This window comes from Paenibacillus alkaliterrae, from assembly GCF_021532375.1.
Taxonomy (GTDB): domain Bacteria; phylum Bacillota; class Bacilli; order Paenibacillales; family Paenibacillaceae; genus Pristimantibacillus; species Pristimantibacillus alkaliterrae.
On record NZ_JAKGAP010000018.1, the window covers coordinates 42,594 to 58,751 of the forward strand.

Consider the following 16,158-nt stretch of genomic DNA (forward strand, 5'->3'; position numbering starts at 1 on the left):
ATGATCAATTCAAACAAATACAAACATCATTCGGAGGTATATCCATGGTACAAAGTTTATGGGACAACTCAAAAGCATCTCAGCTTGAAGGCGGACTAGCCGAGCTCGTATACCGCTCCAACATTATCGGTGAAGACCGTCGCGTTTGCAATTACGGCGGCGGCAATACTTCCACTAAAACGATCGTAAAGGATTTCCGCGGCCGGGACGTTGAGGTCATGTATGTAAAAGGAAGCGGATCTGACCTGGCGACGATGAAAGCGGGCAATTTTACCGGCCTGCGCATGGATGACATTCGTCCATTATTCGAACGTTCTGAAATGCCCGACGAGGAAATGGTTGCTTACCTGGTGAACTGCATGATCGATTCCAAGCACCCGCGCGCTTCAATCGAGACTTTGCTGCATGCTTTCCTTCCATTTAAACACGTGGATCATACGCATCCGGATTCGATTATCAGCCTATGCTGCGCAGATAACGGCAAGGCGCTTGCGAAAGAAATTTTCGGCGACCGCTTCGTATGGGTGCCTTATGTGCGTCCCGGCTTTAACCTTTCGAAAATGATTGCGGAAGGCGTACTCGCTAACCCGAACGCCGAGCTTGTGCTTATGGAGAAGCATGGCCTCGTTACCTGGGGAGAGACTTCGGAGGAGTGCTATGCGCAAACGATCAAAATCATCTCCGAAGCGGAAGCGTTCATCGAGGCTCGCTTTGACGAAGCATCGCTGTTCGGCGGCGTGAAACATGAGGTGCTGGCTGCCGACGTCCGCAGAAGCGTGGCTGCCCAGGTTATGCCAACGATTCGCGGCGCGGTAAGCGATGCGAAGAAAATGATCTTGTCCTACGACGACGAAGCGGACGTGCTTGCGTTCGTTAGCGGCCAAAACTCGCCGCAATTGTCCCAAGTGGGCGCGGCTTGCCCGGATCATCTCGTGCACACGAAGGTTGTTCCGCTATTCATCGACTGGACGCCGGACGCAGAAGACGTTGACGGCTTGAAACAAAAATTGGCAGCAGGAATTTCTGCGTATAAGGAACAATATAAAGCTTATTTCGACCGCAACAAAAATGAAGGCGACATTATGTTCGAGGCTGCGCCGCGCGTTATTCTCATTCCGGGTATCGGCATGATCAACACGGGCAAAAGCTGGGCGATGTCGCAGGTAAGCGGCGCTCTTTATCACCGTGCGATCTCGGTTATGCGCGGAGCTACCGCACTCGGCGATTTCGTATCGCTGAGCGAGAACGAGTCGTACAACGTGGAATACTGGCCGCTTGAGCTTTACAAATTGTCGCTTGCTCCTGCAGAAGCTGAATTTTCCCGCAAGGTTGCCTTCATTACTGGCGGCGCAGGCGGAATCGGCAGCGAAACAGCACGTCGTTTAGTATCGGAAGGCGCGCATGTCGTGCTGGCCGACCTGAATCTTGAAGGAGCTCAGAAGGTTGCTGCTGAAATCAACGAAAAATTCGGCGAGAACCGGGCGACAGCTGTTAAAATGGACGTAACGAGCGAGGAGCAGGTGGTTGCGGCTTATGCCGAAACATCGCTTGCTTATGGAGGCGTTGATATTATCATCAACAATGCAGGTTTGGCTACATCCAGCCCGTTCGATGAAACATCGCTTAGAGAATGGAACCTGAACATGAACGTGCTTGGCACAGGTTACTTCCTGGTAGCCCGCGAAGCATTCAAGCTGATGAAGCAGCAAAGCATCGGCGGCAACATGGTATTTATCGGCTCGAAAAACTCCGTTTACGCCGGTAAGAACGCCTCCGCATACAGCGCGGCGAAAGCATTGGAAGCTCATCTGGCTCGCTGCATTGCGGCTGAGGGCGGCGAGTTCGGCATTCGGGTGAACACGATTTTGCCGGATGCTATTTTGCAGGGCTCTGCTATCTGGAACGGCAGCTGGCGCAACGAGCGCGCAGCGGCTTACGGTATTGAACCTGATCAGCTGGAAGAATACTACCGTAAACGCACGACGCTGCTCGTAAACATCTATCCGCGCGATATTGCAGAAGGCATTGCGTACTTCGCATCGTCCAAAGCGGACAAAACGACAGGCTGCATGCTGACGATTGACGGCGGCGTACCGGCAGCTTTTACCCGATAGGAGGTTGGAGAGCTATGTTTCAAGCGCGAGGCGAAAAACATTGGTTTATACCTGACGGTTATATTCCGCCAGATAGCACGGGATCGCTGACCAGCCATGAATCGGTTTGCGTATTGAACATTTCCTCGGAAGAAGCACTCATTCGCTTTACGATATTTTTTGAGGATCGCGAACCGATGGAGGATATTCTCGTCGTCGTGCAGGGAAGACGCACGAAGCATATACGCACCAGCTCGCTGATGAAGAATGGAGCGCCGATTCCGATCGGCGTTCCTTATGCCATCGAGGTGCAAAGCGATATTCCAATCATCGTGCAATATAGCCGGTTGGATTCAACGCAAGCAGAAAACACGCTAATGTCAACCATAGCTTATCCCATTAAATAATTAACTCACATTAGAGAGGGTGTTCGAGATGTCCGACCGCGCATACGCGTTTTTCGAGGAACAGCAGCAAGCAAGAGGCATTAACATAGATGAAGTGAAAGTAAGACTGAAAGCGCTCAAAATCGAGACGCCTTCATGGGGTTATGGCGATTCTGGTACTCGGTTTAAAGTATTCCAGAAGGAGGGCGTGCCGCGCAATCCGTTCGAGAAATTCGAGGATGCGGCACAGGTGCATAACCTGACTGGCCTTGCTCCTTCCGTAGCGATTCACATTCCGTGGGATAAAGTGGAGGATTACAGCAAGCTGAGAAGTCATGCCGAAGGTCTTGGACTTTCCATCGGCGCGGTTAATCCTAACCTGTTCCAGGATGAGGAATACATGCTTGGCAGCATAACGAATTCGGATGCTGCAATTCGCCGCAAAGCGACGGATCACCTGCTGAAGTGCGTAGACATTGCGAAGGAGACGGGCTCGCGCGATCTTAGCCTATGGTTCGCCGACGGCACGAATTATCCGGGCCAAGGCCATATCCGCAAGCGTAAAGGCTGGATGCAGGAAGCTTTGACCGAAATGTACAACGCGATGACGCCGGAAATGCGGATGCTCATCGAGTATAAATGCTTCGAGCCGGCATTCTACCATACTGATCTTGCCGATTGGGGCATGGCGTACAATTTGGCGCAAAAGCTTGGTCCGCAAGCCGAGGTGCTTGTCGATACGGGCCATCATCTTCCAGGCGCGAACATCGAGCATATCGTTGCGTACCTGCTGGACGAGAAGCGTCTGGGCGGCTTCCACTTCAACAGCCGTAAATATGCGGATGACGATTTGATCGTCGGTTCCGTTAATCCATATGAGCTGTTCCTGATTTTCTATCAAATTTTGAGTGCGGCTGGCGATTCGGATGCGGCTGTCCGCAAAAACGTTGAAAATATTGCCTATATGATCGACCAATCCCACAATATCGAGCAAAAAATTCCGGCGATGCTGCGTTCGGTGCTTAATGTGCAAACGCAATTCGCGAAGGCGCTTCTCATAAACCATGATGAAGTGAATGCAGCTGCTGAACGCCATGATGTTCTTGGCGCTGAGGATGCCGTTCGCCGCGCGTTCGAGTTTGACGTGACGCCGTTGCTGCACGCGATCCGCGAGGAGCAAGGATTGCCGCTTGATCCGATGAAAGCTTATCTAAGCAGCAGCTATGGCAAAGATATTCTGGTGAGAGGCAAGGGCGGTGCCAGCTGGTGACCATTCTCGCTTACGATCTCGGTGCGAGCAGCGGCAGAGCGCTGCTCGGCCGGCTGAATGAGGGAAAGATTGAGGTTGAGGAGCTGCACCGGTTCCCGAATGATCCGGTGCAGGTCGGCGATCGGCTTCAATGGGATATTTTGCGGCTGCTGCATGAGCTTAAGCAGGGCTTGCTAAAGGTGAAGCACCGGGGGATTAAGCTGGACAGCATAGCGATCGATTCGTGGGCCGTGGATTTCGGCTTTATCGGGAGCAATGGAGAATTGCTGGGCAACCCTTACCATTATCGTGACCATCATACAGATGGGGTCATGGAGCAGGTTGTGGAAGAACTGTCGGCTTCGGCTATATTCGCGAAGACGGGCATTCAGTTTCTGCCGTTCAATACGATCTATCAGCTTGCCGCTTTGAAGCGGGCAGACTCGCCGTTATTGCGGGATGCGAAGCATTTTCTGATGATACCGGATTTGCTCCGCTATTTCCTCACGGGGGAAATGTTTAATGAGTTCTCTAATGCAACGACGACGCAGCTTTATAATCCGGTCGCAGGCTCGTGGGACGAGGAGCTGATTCGCGCGATCGGCCTTTCTCCAGAATGGTTTGGCAAGGTTGTTCAGCCTGGCGCACAGGTCGGACAATTGCGTTCATCGGTTTGCGCTGAGCTTGGCATCGAGCCTGTACCGGTTTACGCAGTAGCTGAGCATGACACCGGATCGGCGGTTGCCGCGGTTCCGGCGCTTGACCGTTCATTCGCTTACTTAAGCTGCGGCACTTGGTCGCTGATGGGTACGGAGGTTAGCGGGCCGGTCATTAATGATTTGGCGCAGGAGCTGAATTTTACGAATGAAGGCGGCGCATACGGCACTTATCGGCTGCTGAAGAACATAATGGGCTTGTGGATATTGCAGGAATGCCGGCGTTCTTGGGAAAGGGCAGGAATTTCGTATGACTTTCCCGAATTAGTAAAGCTGGCTAATGTGGCCGAGCCGTTCGCGGCTTTCATTGACCCTGACGATCCGTTGTTTCTTCACCCGGGCGATATGCCTGCAAGAATAGCCGAATATTGCAAGCGTACAGGGCAGAAAGTGCCGGCGGAAGCAGGGACGACCGTTCGCTGCATTTTGGAGAGCCTGGCCTTGAAATACCGTTGCGTGCTTGAGCTTACGGAGCAATTGTCCGGACAGTCGTTTAACGGGCTGCATATGGTCGGAGGCGGCATCCAGAACACGTTGCTGTGCCAGTGGACATCGAATGCGATCGGCAAGCCGGTATGGGCAGGTCCCGTAGAAGGCAGCGCGATCGGCAATATGATCGTACAGTGGATCGCCGGCGGGAAGCTTTCGGACATATGGGAAGCCCGCAAGGTCATTCGCGGCTCGTTCCCGGTAGACGTATATGAGCCTGTGCATCATAAGGAATGGGACAACGCTTACCGTTCCTTCAGAGAGAAGACGGGAATCGCTTAAGGCGAATTCAAATATAGGTAAGAAAGAGGTACGCTATGCTGGCCCAGGAACGATACGACAAAATTGTACAGCTGGTAAATGAGAGAGGCAGTATTAGAGTAACGGAGCTAAGCGAGCTTTGTCAGGTGACCGAGGAAACGATTCGGCGCGACCTTGACCGCTTGGAACAAGCCGGACGATTACGCCGCTCCCATGGCGGTGCGGTTAGCGTGAAGGATCAGCAGCCGGAAATTCCTTATTTCGAGCGGGAGGTTATGCGGGCGGATGAGAAGAAGCGTATTGCGGAGGAAGCGATTAAGCTGATTCAGCCGCAGGATCGCATTCTGCTCGATGCGAGCTCGACGGCGTGGTACATGGCGGCGAGCATGCCGGACATTCCGCTCACCGTGCTCACCAACTCCATCAAAGTAGCCATGGAGCTCAGCAGCAAGGAAAAGATCGAGGTCATCTCGACCGGCGGCATATTGGCATCAAGATCATTGTCCTATGTCGGTCCGCTGGCAGAGCGTTCTCTTGATGCGTACCATGTAGACAAAGCGTTTTTCTCGTGCAAGGGCGTTCATCTTGAACGCGGAATAAGCGAGTCCAACGAGCTGCAGGCACGTATCAAGCACAAAATGATCGGCATGGCGGACCAGGTCATCCTGCTCGCCGATTCCAGCAAGTTCGGCGTACAAGCGTTCACGCATGTCGCTGAACTCCGCGATATCCATACGATCATCACGGATGGCCGTTTATCCGGCGAGCTCCTTGCGCAGCTCGAAGAAAAGCAAATAACCGTAACAACGGTGTAATGGTGCTGGATGGCGCCACGCTCACATTGAAGCGCGGCGCCATTTGGCTCTCATTTTTTTATTAAACTTGTCTGACAACCTGATATAATAAAATGAAAAAGCGATGAAAGGGGTGCGGGAATGAAGGTTTCATTATTTATTACTTGCCTAAGCGATGCGCTGTACCCTCGTGTCGGCGAAGCGATGGTGCGCTTGCTGGCGAAATACGGCGTCTCGCTTCAGTTTCCTACGGTGCAAACCTGCTGTGGTCAGCCTGCATATAACAGCGGCTACTGGAAGGAAGCGAGAGATTCGGCGAAAACGATTTTGGATGCTTTTGAAGACAGCGATTTTGTCATCTCTCCTTCGGGCTCTTGTACCGGCATGATCCATCATTATCCGAAGCTGTTTGAGGATGATCCCGTTATGCTGGAGCGGGCGAAACGGTTGCAAAGCAAGGCATACGAATTTACGCAATTTCTCGTGCAGGTGCTTGGCGTAACGGACGTCGGTGCTGCTTTTCCGCATAAGGTTACGTATCATCCCTCCTGTCACGGCAGCCGTATACTCGGCGTGAAGGATGAGCCGCTGGCGCTCATTAACAACGTAAAGGGACTTGAGCTCGTTCCGCTGCCGTTCGCGGAGGACTGCTGCGGCTTCGGCGGTACGTTTGCGGTGAAAATGGCCGATATTTCCGGTGCAATGGTTACAGAGAAGGTCGATCACGTGCTGGAGACGGAAGCGGAGGTTTTGGTAGGACTCGACATGGCGTGCTTGCTCAATATTGCCGGCAATCTGCGCTATCGGAACGAACCGGTTCGCGTCATGCATTTGGCCGAGCTTCTGTATGAAGGGGTGAAAGAAGCATGAGTGCTGCGCATAAGAAGGTACAAACGGTGAAAGCTAGAGCGGATCTGGCTCTTAATGACGAGTTTTTGCGCAAAGCGGTCCGGTTTACGACGGAGCGGCTTCGCAACGGGAAGAAAAAAGCGACCGAGGAGCACGGGAATTGGGAGGAGTGGCGCGAGCGCGGCAGACAAATCCGTCTGCATACGATCGCCCATCTCGACTACTATTTGAATTTGTTCGTGAACAATGCAAGGGCGAACGGCGTGCATGTGCATTTTGCGAATACGGCCGAGGAAGCGGTGAAGCTGACGCTGGATATTGCCGAGCATGCAGGTGCCAAGTCCGTCGTCAAATCAAAGTCGATGGTGTCGGAGGAGCTGCATCTCAATCACGCGCTTGAATCCATTGGCGTAGAAGCGGTAGAGACCGATTTGGGCGAATATATTATTCAGCTTGCCGGTGAGATGCCATCCCACATCGTCATTCCCGCCATTCACAAGAACCGCTATCAAATCGCGGATTTGCTGTCCAAGGAAGCGGGCTACACCCTGCCTCCGGATACGACCGCGCTTGCCGGATTCGTTCGCAAGAAGCTGCGCGAGAAGTTTCTGGAGGCTGAGATCGGAATGACCGGCTGCAACTTCGCGATTGCCGAGACCGGTTCGATGGTATTGTTCGAAAACGAAGGAAACGCCCGCATGGTGAGCACCGTTCCAAAAACGCAAATTACGCTTATGGGCATGGAACGCATCATTCCTTCATGGTCTGATCTGGAAGTGATGGCGACGCTATTGCCTCGCTCGGCTACGGGCCAGAAGCTGACGATGTATATGTCCGGCATTACCGGACCGCGCCGACCAGAGGATGCGGACGGTCCTGACGAAATGCACATTATCATTATCGACAACGGACGTTCGCTGCAGCTCGGCGATCCCGAGTTTCAAGAGCTGCTGAACTGTATCCGCTGCGGCGCCTGCTTAAATGCTTGTCCCGTTTATCGCCATATCGGCGGCCATGCTTACGGCAGCACGTACAGCGGCCCAATTGGGGCGGTATTAACGCCATCACTTAACAAGAACATTGCCGAATGGGACGATGTCGCTAACGCATCAAGCTTATGCGGCGCCTGCTATGAAGCTTGTCCGGTCAAAATTCCGCTTCATGACATGCTCGTATATTTGCGCAGACGAAAGGTGGAGAGCGGCAACGGCAATAAGCTGGAATCGATCGGCATGCAGGGGTTCGCAACCATCATGGGCAATTCCTCGCGTCTGGGAGGCATGCTTCGACTAGGAAAGCTGGGTCAAAAGCTAGTCGTGCGCAGCGGAGTTATTAAGACGAAGCTGGGACCACTGAAGGGGTGGAACACGTACCGCGTAACGCCAAGCTTGCCTAAGGAGTCATTCCGTGACCGTTGGGAAACGCTGGATCAGGAGCTGAAGCAGGGCCTGAAGCAAATGGATTCGTCTATGCAAAATCGGATGGAAGAGCTTGTAAGGAAGCGGGAGCAGGAGCAGAAGGAAGGCAAAGGAGGTCACGGACATGGCTGATACGCATAAGCAGTGGCTTGAGAAGCTGGAGGCCGAGTCGCGTGCGAAGCAGGAGCTGTTCATGAACGATATTGCTGCCAAGCTAAGACATCCGAGAATGTATGAGAAGCCGCAGCATCCGTTCCGCGGCGCTCCTGACTTCTGGAAAGCGTTCGAATGGTCCGAAGATGAGCGTGTCAAGGAGTTTACCGACAACTTTCTCTCGGTAGGCGGTCATGTGGCGAGACTTCAGACGATGGATGAAGCGAAGCAATTTATTGTGGATAAGGCCGAGGAAATGAGCGCGAAATACGTCGTGCGCCAAAATCAGCCGGAGCTTACTGCGCTTGATTTGGAAGGCTCGCTGACGGATTCGCAGGTGTCGGTCTGGAATACCGATCCGGAACAGTACTGGAGGGCTCGTGCCGCGGAAGCGGATTTCGGCATCGTTATGGCGGACCATGCTGTTGCTTATACGGGCTCGGTTACGGTCTTGTCTGCCGAAAATAAAGGCCGCTCCGTCAGCCTGCTGCCAGCCGTGCTGATCATCATTATTCCGATCGAGCGGTTAAAAACGCGGCTGGGCGAGGTGCTCGTTACGTTTGACGAAGCAGGACGCGGGCAGTTGCCGGCGGGCATTCATTTCATATCCGGCCCAAGCCGCTCCTCCGATATCGAAAATGATCTGACTATCGGCGTGCATGGTCCTGGCATTGTCTATGCATTGCTTGTAGGTTAATCGAACATGTCAAAATGTATCAGGAGGTGACGCGCTATGCCGTCGCTGGACGTAGTAAAGCTGTCGAAGCGGAATCATTACGAGGAAATTACCGAGCAGGTGAAACGGCTTATTATAGAAGGAAAGCTCAAGGCAGGGGATAAGCTGCCTTCCACGAAGCAAATGTCCGAGCAGTTCGGCGTAGGACGCTCCACTACCCGCGAAGCGCTGAGTGCGCTTAAAGCAATGGGAATGATCGAAATACGTCAAGGCGGCGGCTGTCGCGTCATCAGTTGCGCTCCTGCGGAGGTCGAGCTGCCGGAGCTGCAATCGCTCCGTTTGAACCGCGAGACGGTGCTGGAGCTGCTGGAGGCCCGCGAATCGCTTGAGGTTTCCAATGCCGCCATTGCTTCCGTAAAGCGGACAGACGAGGATCTTGTCGTGCTGCAAGGCATGATCGATGAGATGAAGCGTTCCGTCGGCGATGAAGCGGAAGGCGAGCGATTGGATCTTCAGTTTCATCTCACGCTCGCGCGGGCGACTCATAACTCGATCATGGTGCGGTTGTTCGAATCGATCATGAATCATATCGAAACGGCCATCCATGATATTAGACGCGTTGAGCTGTACGCCAGTACGGCTGTAGCGGAGCGGCTTTACGAGGAGCATCTTGCGATTTATGAGGCCATTGTTCAGCAGGACGCCGCTGCAGCCGGTGACCGCATGAAGCAGCACTTGAAGCATATCGAGAGCATCGTGCTGAAGCATTTGGGCGCGTAAATGCTAAAAAGACATTGTAGTCTATATAAATTGAACTAATCAATCATGCAAGATCAAGGCTGCACCGGCAGCATGAACAGGAAAAACTCAAAAGCCCGACTCCTTGCTGCCATCGTCATGATGGTTGCATCGGGGTCGGGCTTTTTTGTTAACGTTACTCTATAGTAGCCAAATACTTCTTAATGAACGCCTTCGCCTTATCCGGATTTTTTGTGTCGACGCGGATGCCGATGATCATGCTCTCTTGATAAAGCGGCACATCGTCGACGAGGGCGCTGTCGCTTATATCTAAACCGTACACATGCTCTTCGGTATCTTCGGAGGTCTTCATCTTCATCGGTATCCCCTCCTTGAGGAGAGGCTTAAGCTCGCCTTCTGCCAGGTCATCCAGGTTCATCAGGACGCCTTGCCCGCCGATCCAATCAAAAATGTTGCGGTCCATAATATAAACGTCCGGATGCTCCGTTGCTAACACTAATACGGCCTTTTGCAAATAGGCGTATTGCGTTTGCTGGTCTGCCGGGACAAAGGTCACCGTAGAGACGAAGCGCTTCCAGTCGGGAAACGCTGTCAAAAGCGCGTTTTCGATAGGTTCTTCCTTGGGAGCATCCTCCGTCAGCATGAAATTGCCCATAAACGAAACGGTTAAATCGACTGGAGGCAAATTAGCGAGCCGTTCCTGCTCGGCGCGATAATCCATAAAGCTGATGATTCCGTAAATGATAAGTGCTACCGCCGCAATGGCGCCTATCGTATGAAATTTGTAGTAACGCCAGAAATGATCCATTTTCTGAGCTTGTCCAGCCATTTTCTTGTACTTGCCGTATTCCTGCACGTTGAAGGCGTCTGTCAGCTTGCGGTCCTCATACTCCAATATAACCCGATATGCTTGCGTAACCTTTGAAAATGAATTCTCGGCGTCTCCTGCTTCTTGATTCTGCTGTTTCGTTCTGGAGCGGGCTTGGCGCATAAGCGTCGTATAGCGCTTCTCCACTTCTTCCTTGGCCGCAAATTCCGGCAGACCCATCGTCTTATAGGCTTCTTTTAATTCGTCCACTGTGTCACCCCAATTAGTAAGTAGCTCCTGTATGATTCCTATCTAATAGTATACGGAATTCCGCGGCTAACGCAAACTTTGACGAAGTCTGTCTCACAAACGGTTCGTTACGGCACGCGCTGCCACTACCGCCGATAAACGAGAGGCGTATGCCGGGCCCTGTCCTTGAACAATGAAATGAAGTGGCTGACATTATCGATGCAAAGTGAAACATGTCACGCTTTAAACTAGTAACAGCCGCGCGGGTCGGAATTTTGAACAAAAAACACGATTAATTGGCTTCCTATTTTGTTGTAATTTGTTATGCTAGCATGAGGACAATAATGGATAGGAAGGTGCTCTCATGACCGTTTCGTACAAATTTGATTTTGGAATCGGCGCCGTGCCCGCTGCACCATATATACAAGTGCTTCCCGATACGCTGTACAGCGAGGTGACGGGTTACGGGTTCGAGAATAATGAACGAGTAAGCTCGCGGGACCGCGGGGAGGATGATCGTCTGCGCGGCGCATTTTGCATTCCGCTGGAGGCCGTGTTTACCGTGGATCTGCCAAACGGCTGCTATACCGTGACGGCAACGATCGGCGATGCCATTGCCCCTACCTCGACAACGCTCAAGTATGGCACAGGCCGCATCGTCCTTCACAAAGCTGCTGCCTCCGCCGGCCAATATGCGGTGCACAGTTTTACCGTCAAAGTAACGGATGGACAGCTTCGACTTGCTTTCTCCGGTATTGCGCCGCGCATTAATGCGCTTCAAATCGCCCGGGCCAAGCAAGCGACTACGATTTATTTGGCGGGCGATTCCACCGTAACGGATCAGGATACGTTCCCTTATGCGGGCTGGGGACAAATGCTGCCGTTATATTTTAAGACGGACGTAGCTATCGATAATCATGCAATGTCGGGAAGAAGCTCGAGAAGCTTTATCGACGAAGGAAGGCTTGCGGCCATATTGGAGCAAATCATGCCGAATGACTATTTGTGGATTCAATTCGGCCACAACGACCAGAAGCCGGATGTAGAGCGGGCTACGGAGCCGTTCGGCAGTTATAAGGAAATGCTGGCGGTTTATGTGGAGGAGGCTCGTGCACGGGATGCGAGACCAGTGCTCATTACGCCGATGCATCGTCGCAAGTTTGACAGGGAAGGCCGCATCATTGATACGCACGGCGATTATTTGCTCGGCATGAAGCAGCTTGCGGCTGAGCTGGACGTACCGCTGATCGACTTGGCTGCAAAGAGCCAAGCGTTGTACGAGCAGCTTGGGGACGAGCCGTCCAAAGCGCTGTTTATGTGGGCGTATCCCGGCGAGTTCATCCATTTTCCCGATGGAGCGCAGGATGATACGCACTTTCAGGAGCTTGGCGGCATTCAGATAGCCGGATTGGTGGCCGAAGGGGTGCGCGAGCTTGGATTGTCGCCGCTGAACTTGTATTTGAAGGGTATTTAGGCTCAAGCGGGCATAGCGGTTTTGGGTGAGCCTGCTGGAGGACCGGCGATACGCAATAAATCTAATTTGTAGCTCAATATTTGCATTATTGGTTAGTTTGGTGGAAATAGAGCTAATTTTTAGATCTATTACAGAGCTGTGGTGTGTTTGAGCTCTGATTGATGGCGGGCGGTGTACAATAGAGCTAATTTCTAGCTCTATATTTGCATTTTTGGTTAGCTTGGAGGAAATAGATCTAGTTTTTAGCTCTATTTCAGATCCGTTGGATATTTCACCCGGCTGGGTGAGCTTATTGTATTCATGATTCAAAATAGTAAATGTTGATCTCGAAATAATTTAAGCGGGTGATGACAAGGCTCGATTATACGAGCAGCTTGAACTACAATAGAAACTACGACACAGCACCAAAAGCGAGGGAAGCGGAATGTTCGACCCAACCGTGTTCGAGAATTTGAAAGTGGCTTTTGAGAATCAGCTCTACGACTTGGACAATTTGGACCGGGAGATTGATATGATCAATCGTGTAGATCGGCTGGAGATGGCCGTTATGTCGCGAGAGTTCAGGCTGAGATTTACACTCGCTGACCGCCAAGAGGTTTCTGCGGAAATACAGCTGACGGCATCGCTTAAGGATTTAGCTGCCGAAATATTAGAGCTTCAAGGCGAAACGCCAGCCTGCACACTGGGAATACGTTTTTTTATGCAGATGATCGACGTTCACGCCCAATGCGCGGAAATCGAGCTTATTCTCAAGCGAATTTGGAATCCTGAAATAGCGCCTACGCAAACTATTAGCTATGTATACGGTCAAGATAAACCAATATATTTGAATACGATAGAGCTTGGCTTCAATCGTAAAATTAGCGAGGAGCAAATGGACGATATACCGGAATTAGTCCAGCATATGCTTCAGACGCTTCATGAGTTGGCTGAGGCGACAACTCGGGGGCCCTCTGTCTAAGGGAACCTAGGGAATCAGTCAACGGTTTAGTCAGGGAAACACGGTCTGTTCCCATTCGCCGCCAGATGTGCTATAGTACTTGAGAATATACAACTAAAGAAGAAATTCCGGCGCCTCGCCGTATAATGGAAATGGCGGTCGGGAGAGGTTCGCGAACTCCCTCTATAAAAAACTATGCAAAACGATTGTCCCGTCAGGAGACATCGTCGTTTTTGCGTTCGGCGTGAGGCGGTTCAGACCGCTTCGCGCCGTTTCTTTGGTTTTTTGCTATCGATGAAGGAATTCGGGCAATCTCTGTCTTCAAAGACATGAGAGGAAGTTGCGGCATGAGAAAAGAAAAAGCGGTCGTCGTGTTTAGCGGCGGGCAGGATAGCACGACTTGCATGTTCTGGGCAATGGAGCGGTTCGAAGAGGTGGAGGCCGTAACCTTCAACTATGGACAGCGGCATAAGCTCGAGCTGGATTGCGCGGCTGACATTGCAAGGGAACTGAACGTCAAGCATCACATTCTTGATATGTCGCTGCTGAATCAATTAGCGCCGAATGCGTTAACGAGGGACGATATTGCCATCGAGCAAAAGGAAGGGGAGCTCCCTACGACGTTCGTGGACGGCCGCAATTTATTGTTCCTCACCTTCGCAGCCGTGCTTGCCAAGCAGATCAGCGCGAAGCATATCGTGACGGGCGTCTGCGAAACGGATTTTAGCGGTTATCCCGATTGCCGGGACGTATTCGTGAAATCGCTGAACGTGACGCTTAACCTGTCGATGGATTATCCGTTTGTCATCGATACGCCGCTAATGTGGCTGAACAAGGCGGAAACCTGGGAGCTGGCCGACCGGCTTGGCGCATTCGATTTCGTACGGGAGCGGACTTTGACATGCTACAACGGCATCATGGCCGATGGCTGTGGACATTGTCCGGCCTGCCTGCTCCGCAGAAGAGGTCTCGATGACTTTTTGGCAGGTTCTAATCGGGGAGCGGTGTGATGATGCTGCAGCAAATATATCCGTCAGTCAATCACCCTTATGCATACGAGCTTAATAAGGATTTTCATTTCGCCGCGGCGCACTTTGTACCTGCCGATGAGGCTGGGAAGTGCCGGCAGCTGCATGGACATACGTATTACGCGAACGTTACGGTTGCTGGAGATGAGCTGGACACAGCAGGCTTTCTCGTGAATTTTGCCGTCATTAAGCGTCTTATTCACGATCGGTTCGATCACTCGCTTCTTAACGACGATTCCGAAAGCTTCAATGATAAGGATCCCAATCGCTTTCCGACAACTGAAGTCGTGGCGCGTACGATTTGCGAAATCGTGCAAGGGCATTTGGACGGTACGGCCAATCGTCCGCAATGCGTGCAGGTATATTTGCGCGAAACGCCGACGAGCTATTGCATCTACCGGCCGAAGCGGAAGGCGGGATTCGATGGCAGCTAACAAAAGAATTCCCGTCATGGAAATATTCGGACCAACCGTGCAAGGGGAAGGCATGGTTATCGGCCGTAAAACGATGTTCGTCCGCACGGCAGGCTGCGATTACAGCTGCTCCTGGTGCGATTCGGCGTTCACTTGGGACGGCAGCGGCAAAGAAGATATTCGCATGCTGACTGCGCATGAAACGATAGAGGAACTAGAGAAAACCGGCGGCGAAGCTTTCGGGCATGTTACGATTTCCGGCGGGAATCCTGCATTGCTTCCGCAGCTCGGCGAGCTAATCGACCAACTGCATGAGCGAGGGATTGGCGTTGCGCTGGAGACGCAGGGCAGCCGCTGGCAGGATTGGTTTTGGACGATCGACGAGCTGACGCTCTCTCCTAAACCTCCAAGCTCCGGCATGAAGACCGATTGGACGGTGCTGGACGATATCGTCGACAAATTAAACGAACATGAACGGTGCTTTTCCCTCAAGACGGTCGTGTTTGACGAGGCAGATCTGGAATACGCGACCTATGTTCATAGGCGTTACCCTCAGGTTCCGTTCTATGTGCAAGCGGGAAACGGCAATTTGCAGGAGACGGAGCCGCAGCGCATGCTGCCGTATTTGTTGGAGCGTTACGAGTGGCTAATCGAGCGGGTGATGCCGAATCCCGAGCTGAAGCGGGTGCATGTGCTGCCGCAGCTTCATACCTGGGTTTGGGGAAATAAGAAGGGTGTATAACACCTGAACAACGAGAAGGGCGGGAGAGCTGGCATGGAAGGAAGAAGCAAGGAGGAGCTAAGCGGCGTGACGCTGCTCGGCAACCAAGGCACGCAATATTTATTTAACTATTCGCCGGAAATATTGGAGGCATTCGATAACAAGCATTCGAAAAGGGACTATTTCGTAAAATTCAATTGCCCGGAATTTACGAGCCTATGTCCGATGACGGGGCAGCCGGATTTTGCAACGATATACATTTCCTATATTCCCGATCTCAAAATGGTCGAAAGCAAATCGCTCAAGCTGTACTTGTTCAGCTTCCGCAATCACGGCGATTTTCACGAGGACTGCATGAACATTATTATGAACGACTTGATTTCACTTATGAATCCCAGATACATCGAGGTTTGGGGCAAGTTCACGCCGCGCGGCGGCATTTCCATCGATCCCTATTGCAACTGGGGCCAGCCCGGCACCAAGTACGAGCAGATTGCGGAGCATCGTTTGATGAATCATGATCTTTACCCTGAGAAAATCGATAACCGATAGTGAATAGGGGCTGTCTCAATAGGTCATAGACCCTAAGAGACAGCCCCTATTTACTCTTATAATGCTGTCATTAGCTCAAAGTGGAAAAGTCCAATAACTTCGCTCGTGCAGCACCCAATTGGTGCTCTAT

The 16,158-nt window shown here is 52.1% G+C and carries 16 protein-coding genes and 1 riboswitch; of the genes, 15 read left to right on the plus strand and 1 reads right to left on the minus strand.

The features are described 5' to 3' along the window. Positions 1–44: 44 nt before the first annotated feature. The 9 genes from L1N85_RS09785 to L1N85_RS09825 all read left to right on the plus strand — a co-directional run bounded on the left by L1N85_RS09785 (position 45) and on the right by L1N85_RS09825 (position 9,864). On the plus strand, positions 45–2,114 hold the full coding sequence (locus L1N85_RS09785; protein ID WP_235237376.1) for a bifunctional aldolase/short-chain dehydrogenase: 2,070 nt from the start codon (positions 45–47) through the stop codon (positions 2,112–2,114). A 14-nt stretch (positions 2,115–2,128) separates the two neighbouring features. Further along, positions 2,129–2,500 (plus strand): sensory rhodopsin transducer, encoded by a 372-nt coding sequence (locus L1N85_RS09790; protein ID WP_235237377.1) that lies wholly within the window; start codon positions 2,129–2,131, stop codon positions 2,498–2,500. Between the two features lie 28 nt (positions 2,501–2,528). After that, positions 2,529–3,749: an L-rhamnose isomerase gene (rhaI, locus tag L1N85_RS09795; protein ID WP_235237378.1), complete on the plus strand. Its 1,221-nt coding sequence runs from the start codon at positions 2,529–2,531 to the stop codon at positions 3,747–3,749. Further along, entirely contained in the window at positions 3,746–5,215 is a 1,470-nt protein-coding gene (locus L1N85_RS09800) for a rhamnulokinase (protein WP_235237379.1), read from the plus strand. The genes rhaI and L1N85_RS09800 overlap by 4 nt, the downstream gene beginning before the upstream one ends. 35 nt (positions 5,216–5,250) lie before the next feature. Beyond that, entirely contained in the window at positions 5,251–6,009 is a 759-nt protein-coding gene (locus L1N85_RS09805; protein WP_235237380.1) for a DeoR/GlpR family DNA-binding transcription regulator, read from the plus strand. A gap of 120 nt (positions 6,010–6,129) precedes the next feature. Next, positions 6,130–6,858: a (Fe-S)-binding protein gene (locus L1N85_RS09810; protein WP_235237381.1), complete on the plus strand. Its 729-nt coding sequence runs from the start codon at positions 6,130–6,132 to the stop codon at positions 6,856–6,858. Continuing rightward, positions 6,855–8,387 (plus strand): LutB/LldF family L-lactate oxidation iron-sulfur protein, encoded by a 1,533-nt coding sequence (locus L1N85_RS09815; protein WP_235237382.1) that lies wholly within the window; start codon positions 6,855–6,857, stop codon positions 8,385–8,387. Before L1N85_RS09810 ends, L1N85_RS09815 begins: the two co-directional genes overlap by 4 nt. Beyond that, on the plus strand, positions 8,380–9,105 hold the full coding sequence (locus L1N85_RS09820; protein ID WP_235237383.1) for a LutC/YkgG family protein: 726 nt from the start codon (positions 8,380–8,382) through the stop codon (positions 9,103–9,105). The genes L1N85_RS09815 and L1N85_RS09820 overlap by 8 nt, the downstream gene beginning before the upstream one ends. A gap of 36 nt (positions 9,106–9,141) precedes the next feature. Continuing rightward, positions 9,142–9,864 (plus strand): FadR/GntR family transcriptional regulator, encoded by a 723-nt coding sequence (locus tag L1N85_RS09825; RefSeq protein WP_328285194.1) that lies wholly within the window; start codon positions 9,142–9,144, stop codon positions 9,862–9,864. Positions 9,865–10,018: 154 nt separating this feature from the next. Here the strand turns inward: L1N85_RS09825 and L1N85_RS09830 are convergent, their stop codons facing one another. Continuing rightward, complete coding sequence (locus tag L1N85_RS09830) at positions 10,019–10,921, minus strand: J domain-containing protein (protein ID WP_235237384.1); 903 nt, start codon at positions 10,919–10,921, stop codon at positions 10,019–10,021. 343 nt (positions 10,922–11,264) lie between these two features. Between L1N85_RS09830 and L1N85_RS09835 the strand changes: the two genes are divergently transcribed. From L1N85_RS09835 to queF, 6 genes are all read left to right on the plus strand, one after another. Then, entirely contained in the window at positions 11,265–12,374 is a 1,110-nt protein-coding gene (locus L1N85_RS09835; protein ID WP_235237385.1) for a rhamnogalacturonan acetylesterase, read from the plus strand. A 424-nt stretch (positions 12,375–12,798) separates the two neighbouring features. After that, positions 12,799–13,335, plus strand: a complete 537-nt coding sequence (locus tag L1N85_RS09840; protein ID WP_235237386.1) for a hypothetical protein — start codon at positions 12,799–12,801, stop codon at positions 13,333–13,335. A 138-nt stretch (positions 13,336–13,473) separates the two neighbouring features. After that, positions 13,474–13,517, plus strand: a riboswitch (PreQ1 riboswitch). Between the two features lie 144 nt (positions 13,518–13,661). Continuing rightward, positions 13,662–14,324, plus strand: coding sequence for a 7-cyano-7-deazaguanine synthase QueC (gene queC, locus L1N85_RS09845; RefSeq protein WP_235237387.1), 663 nt, complete (start codon positions 13,662–13,664; stop codon positions 14,322–14,324). Between the two features lie 2 nt (positions 14,325–14,326). Beyond that, positions 14,327–14,776: a 6-pyruvoyl trahydropterin synthase family protein gene (locus tag L1N85_RS09850; RefSeq protein ID WP_235237465.1), complete on the plus strand. Its 450-nt coding sequence runs from the start codon at positions 14,327–14,329 to the stop codon at positions 14,774–14,776. After that, the gene (queE, locus tag L1N85_RS09855) at positions 14,766–15,497 is read left to right on the plus strand and encodes a 7-carboxy-7-deazaguanine synthase QueE (RefSeq protein WP_235237388.1); all 732 of its coding nucleotides are present in this window, start codon (positions 14,766–14,768) and stop codon (positions 15,495–15,497) included. Before L1N85_RS09850 ends, queE begins: the two co-directional genes overlap by 11 nt. Before the next feature lie 33 nt (positions 15,498–15,530). Then, complete coding sequence (gene queF, locus L1N85_RS09860; RefSeq protein ID WP_235237389.1) at positions 15,531–16,028, plus strand: preQ(1) synthase; 498 nt, start codon at positions 15,531–15,533, stop codon at positions 16,026–16,028. Positions 16,029–16,158 lie beyond the last annotated feature (130 nt).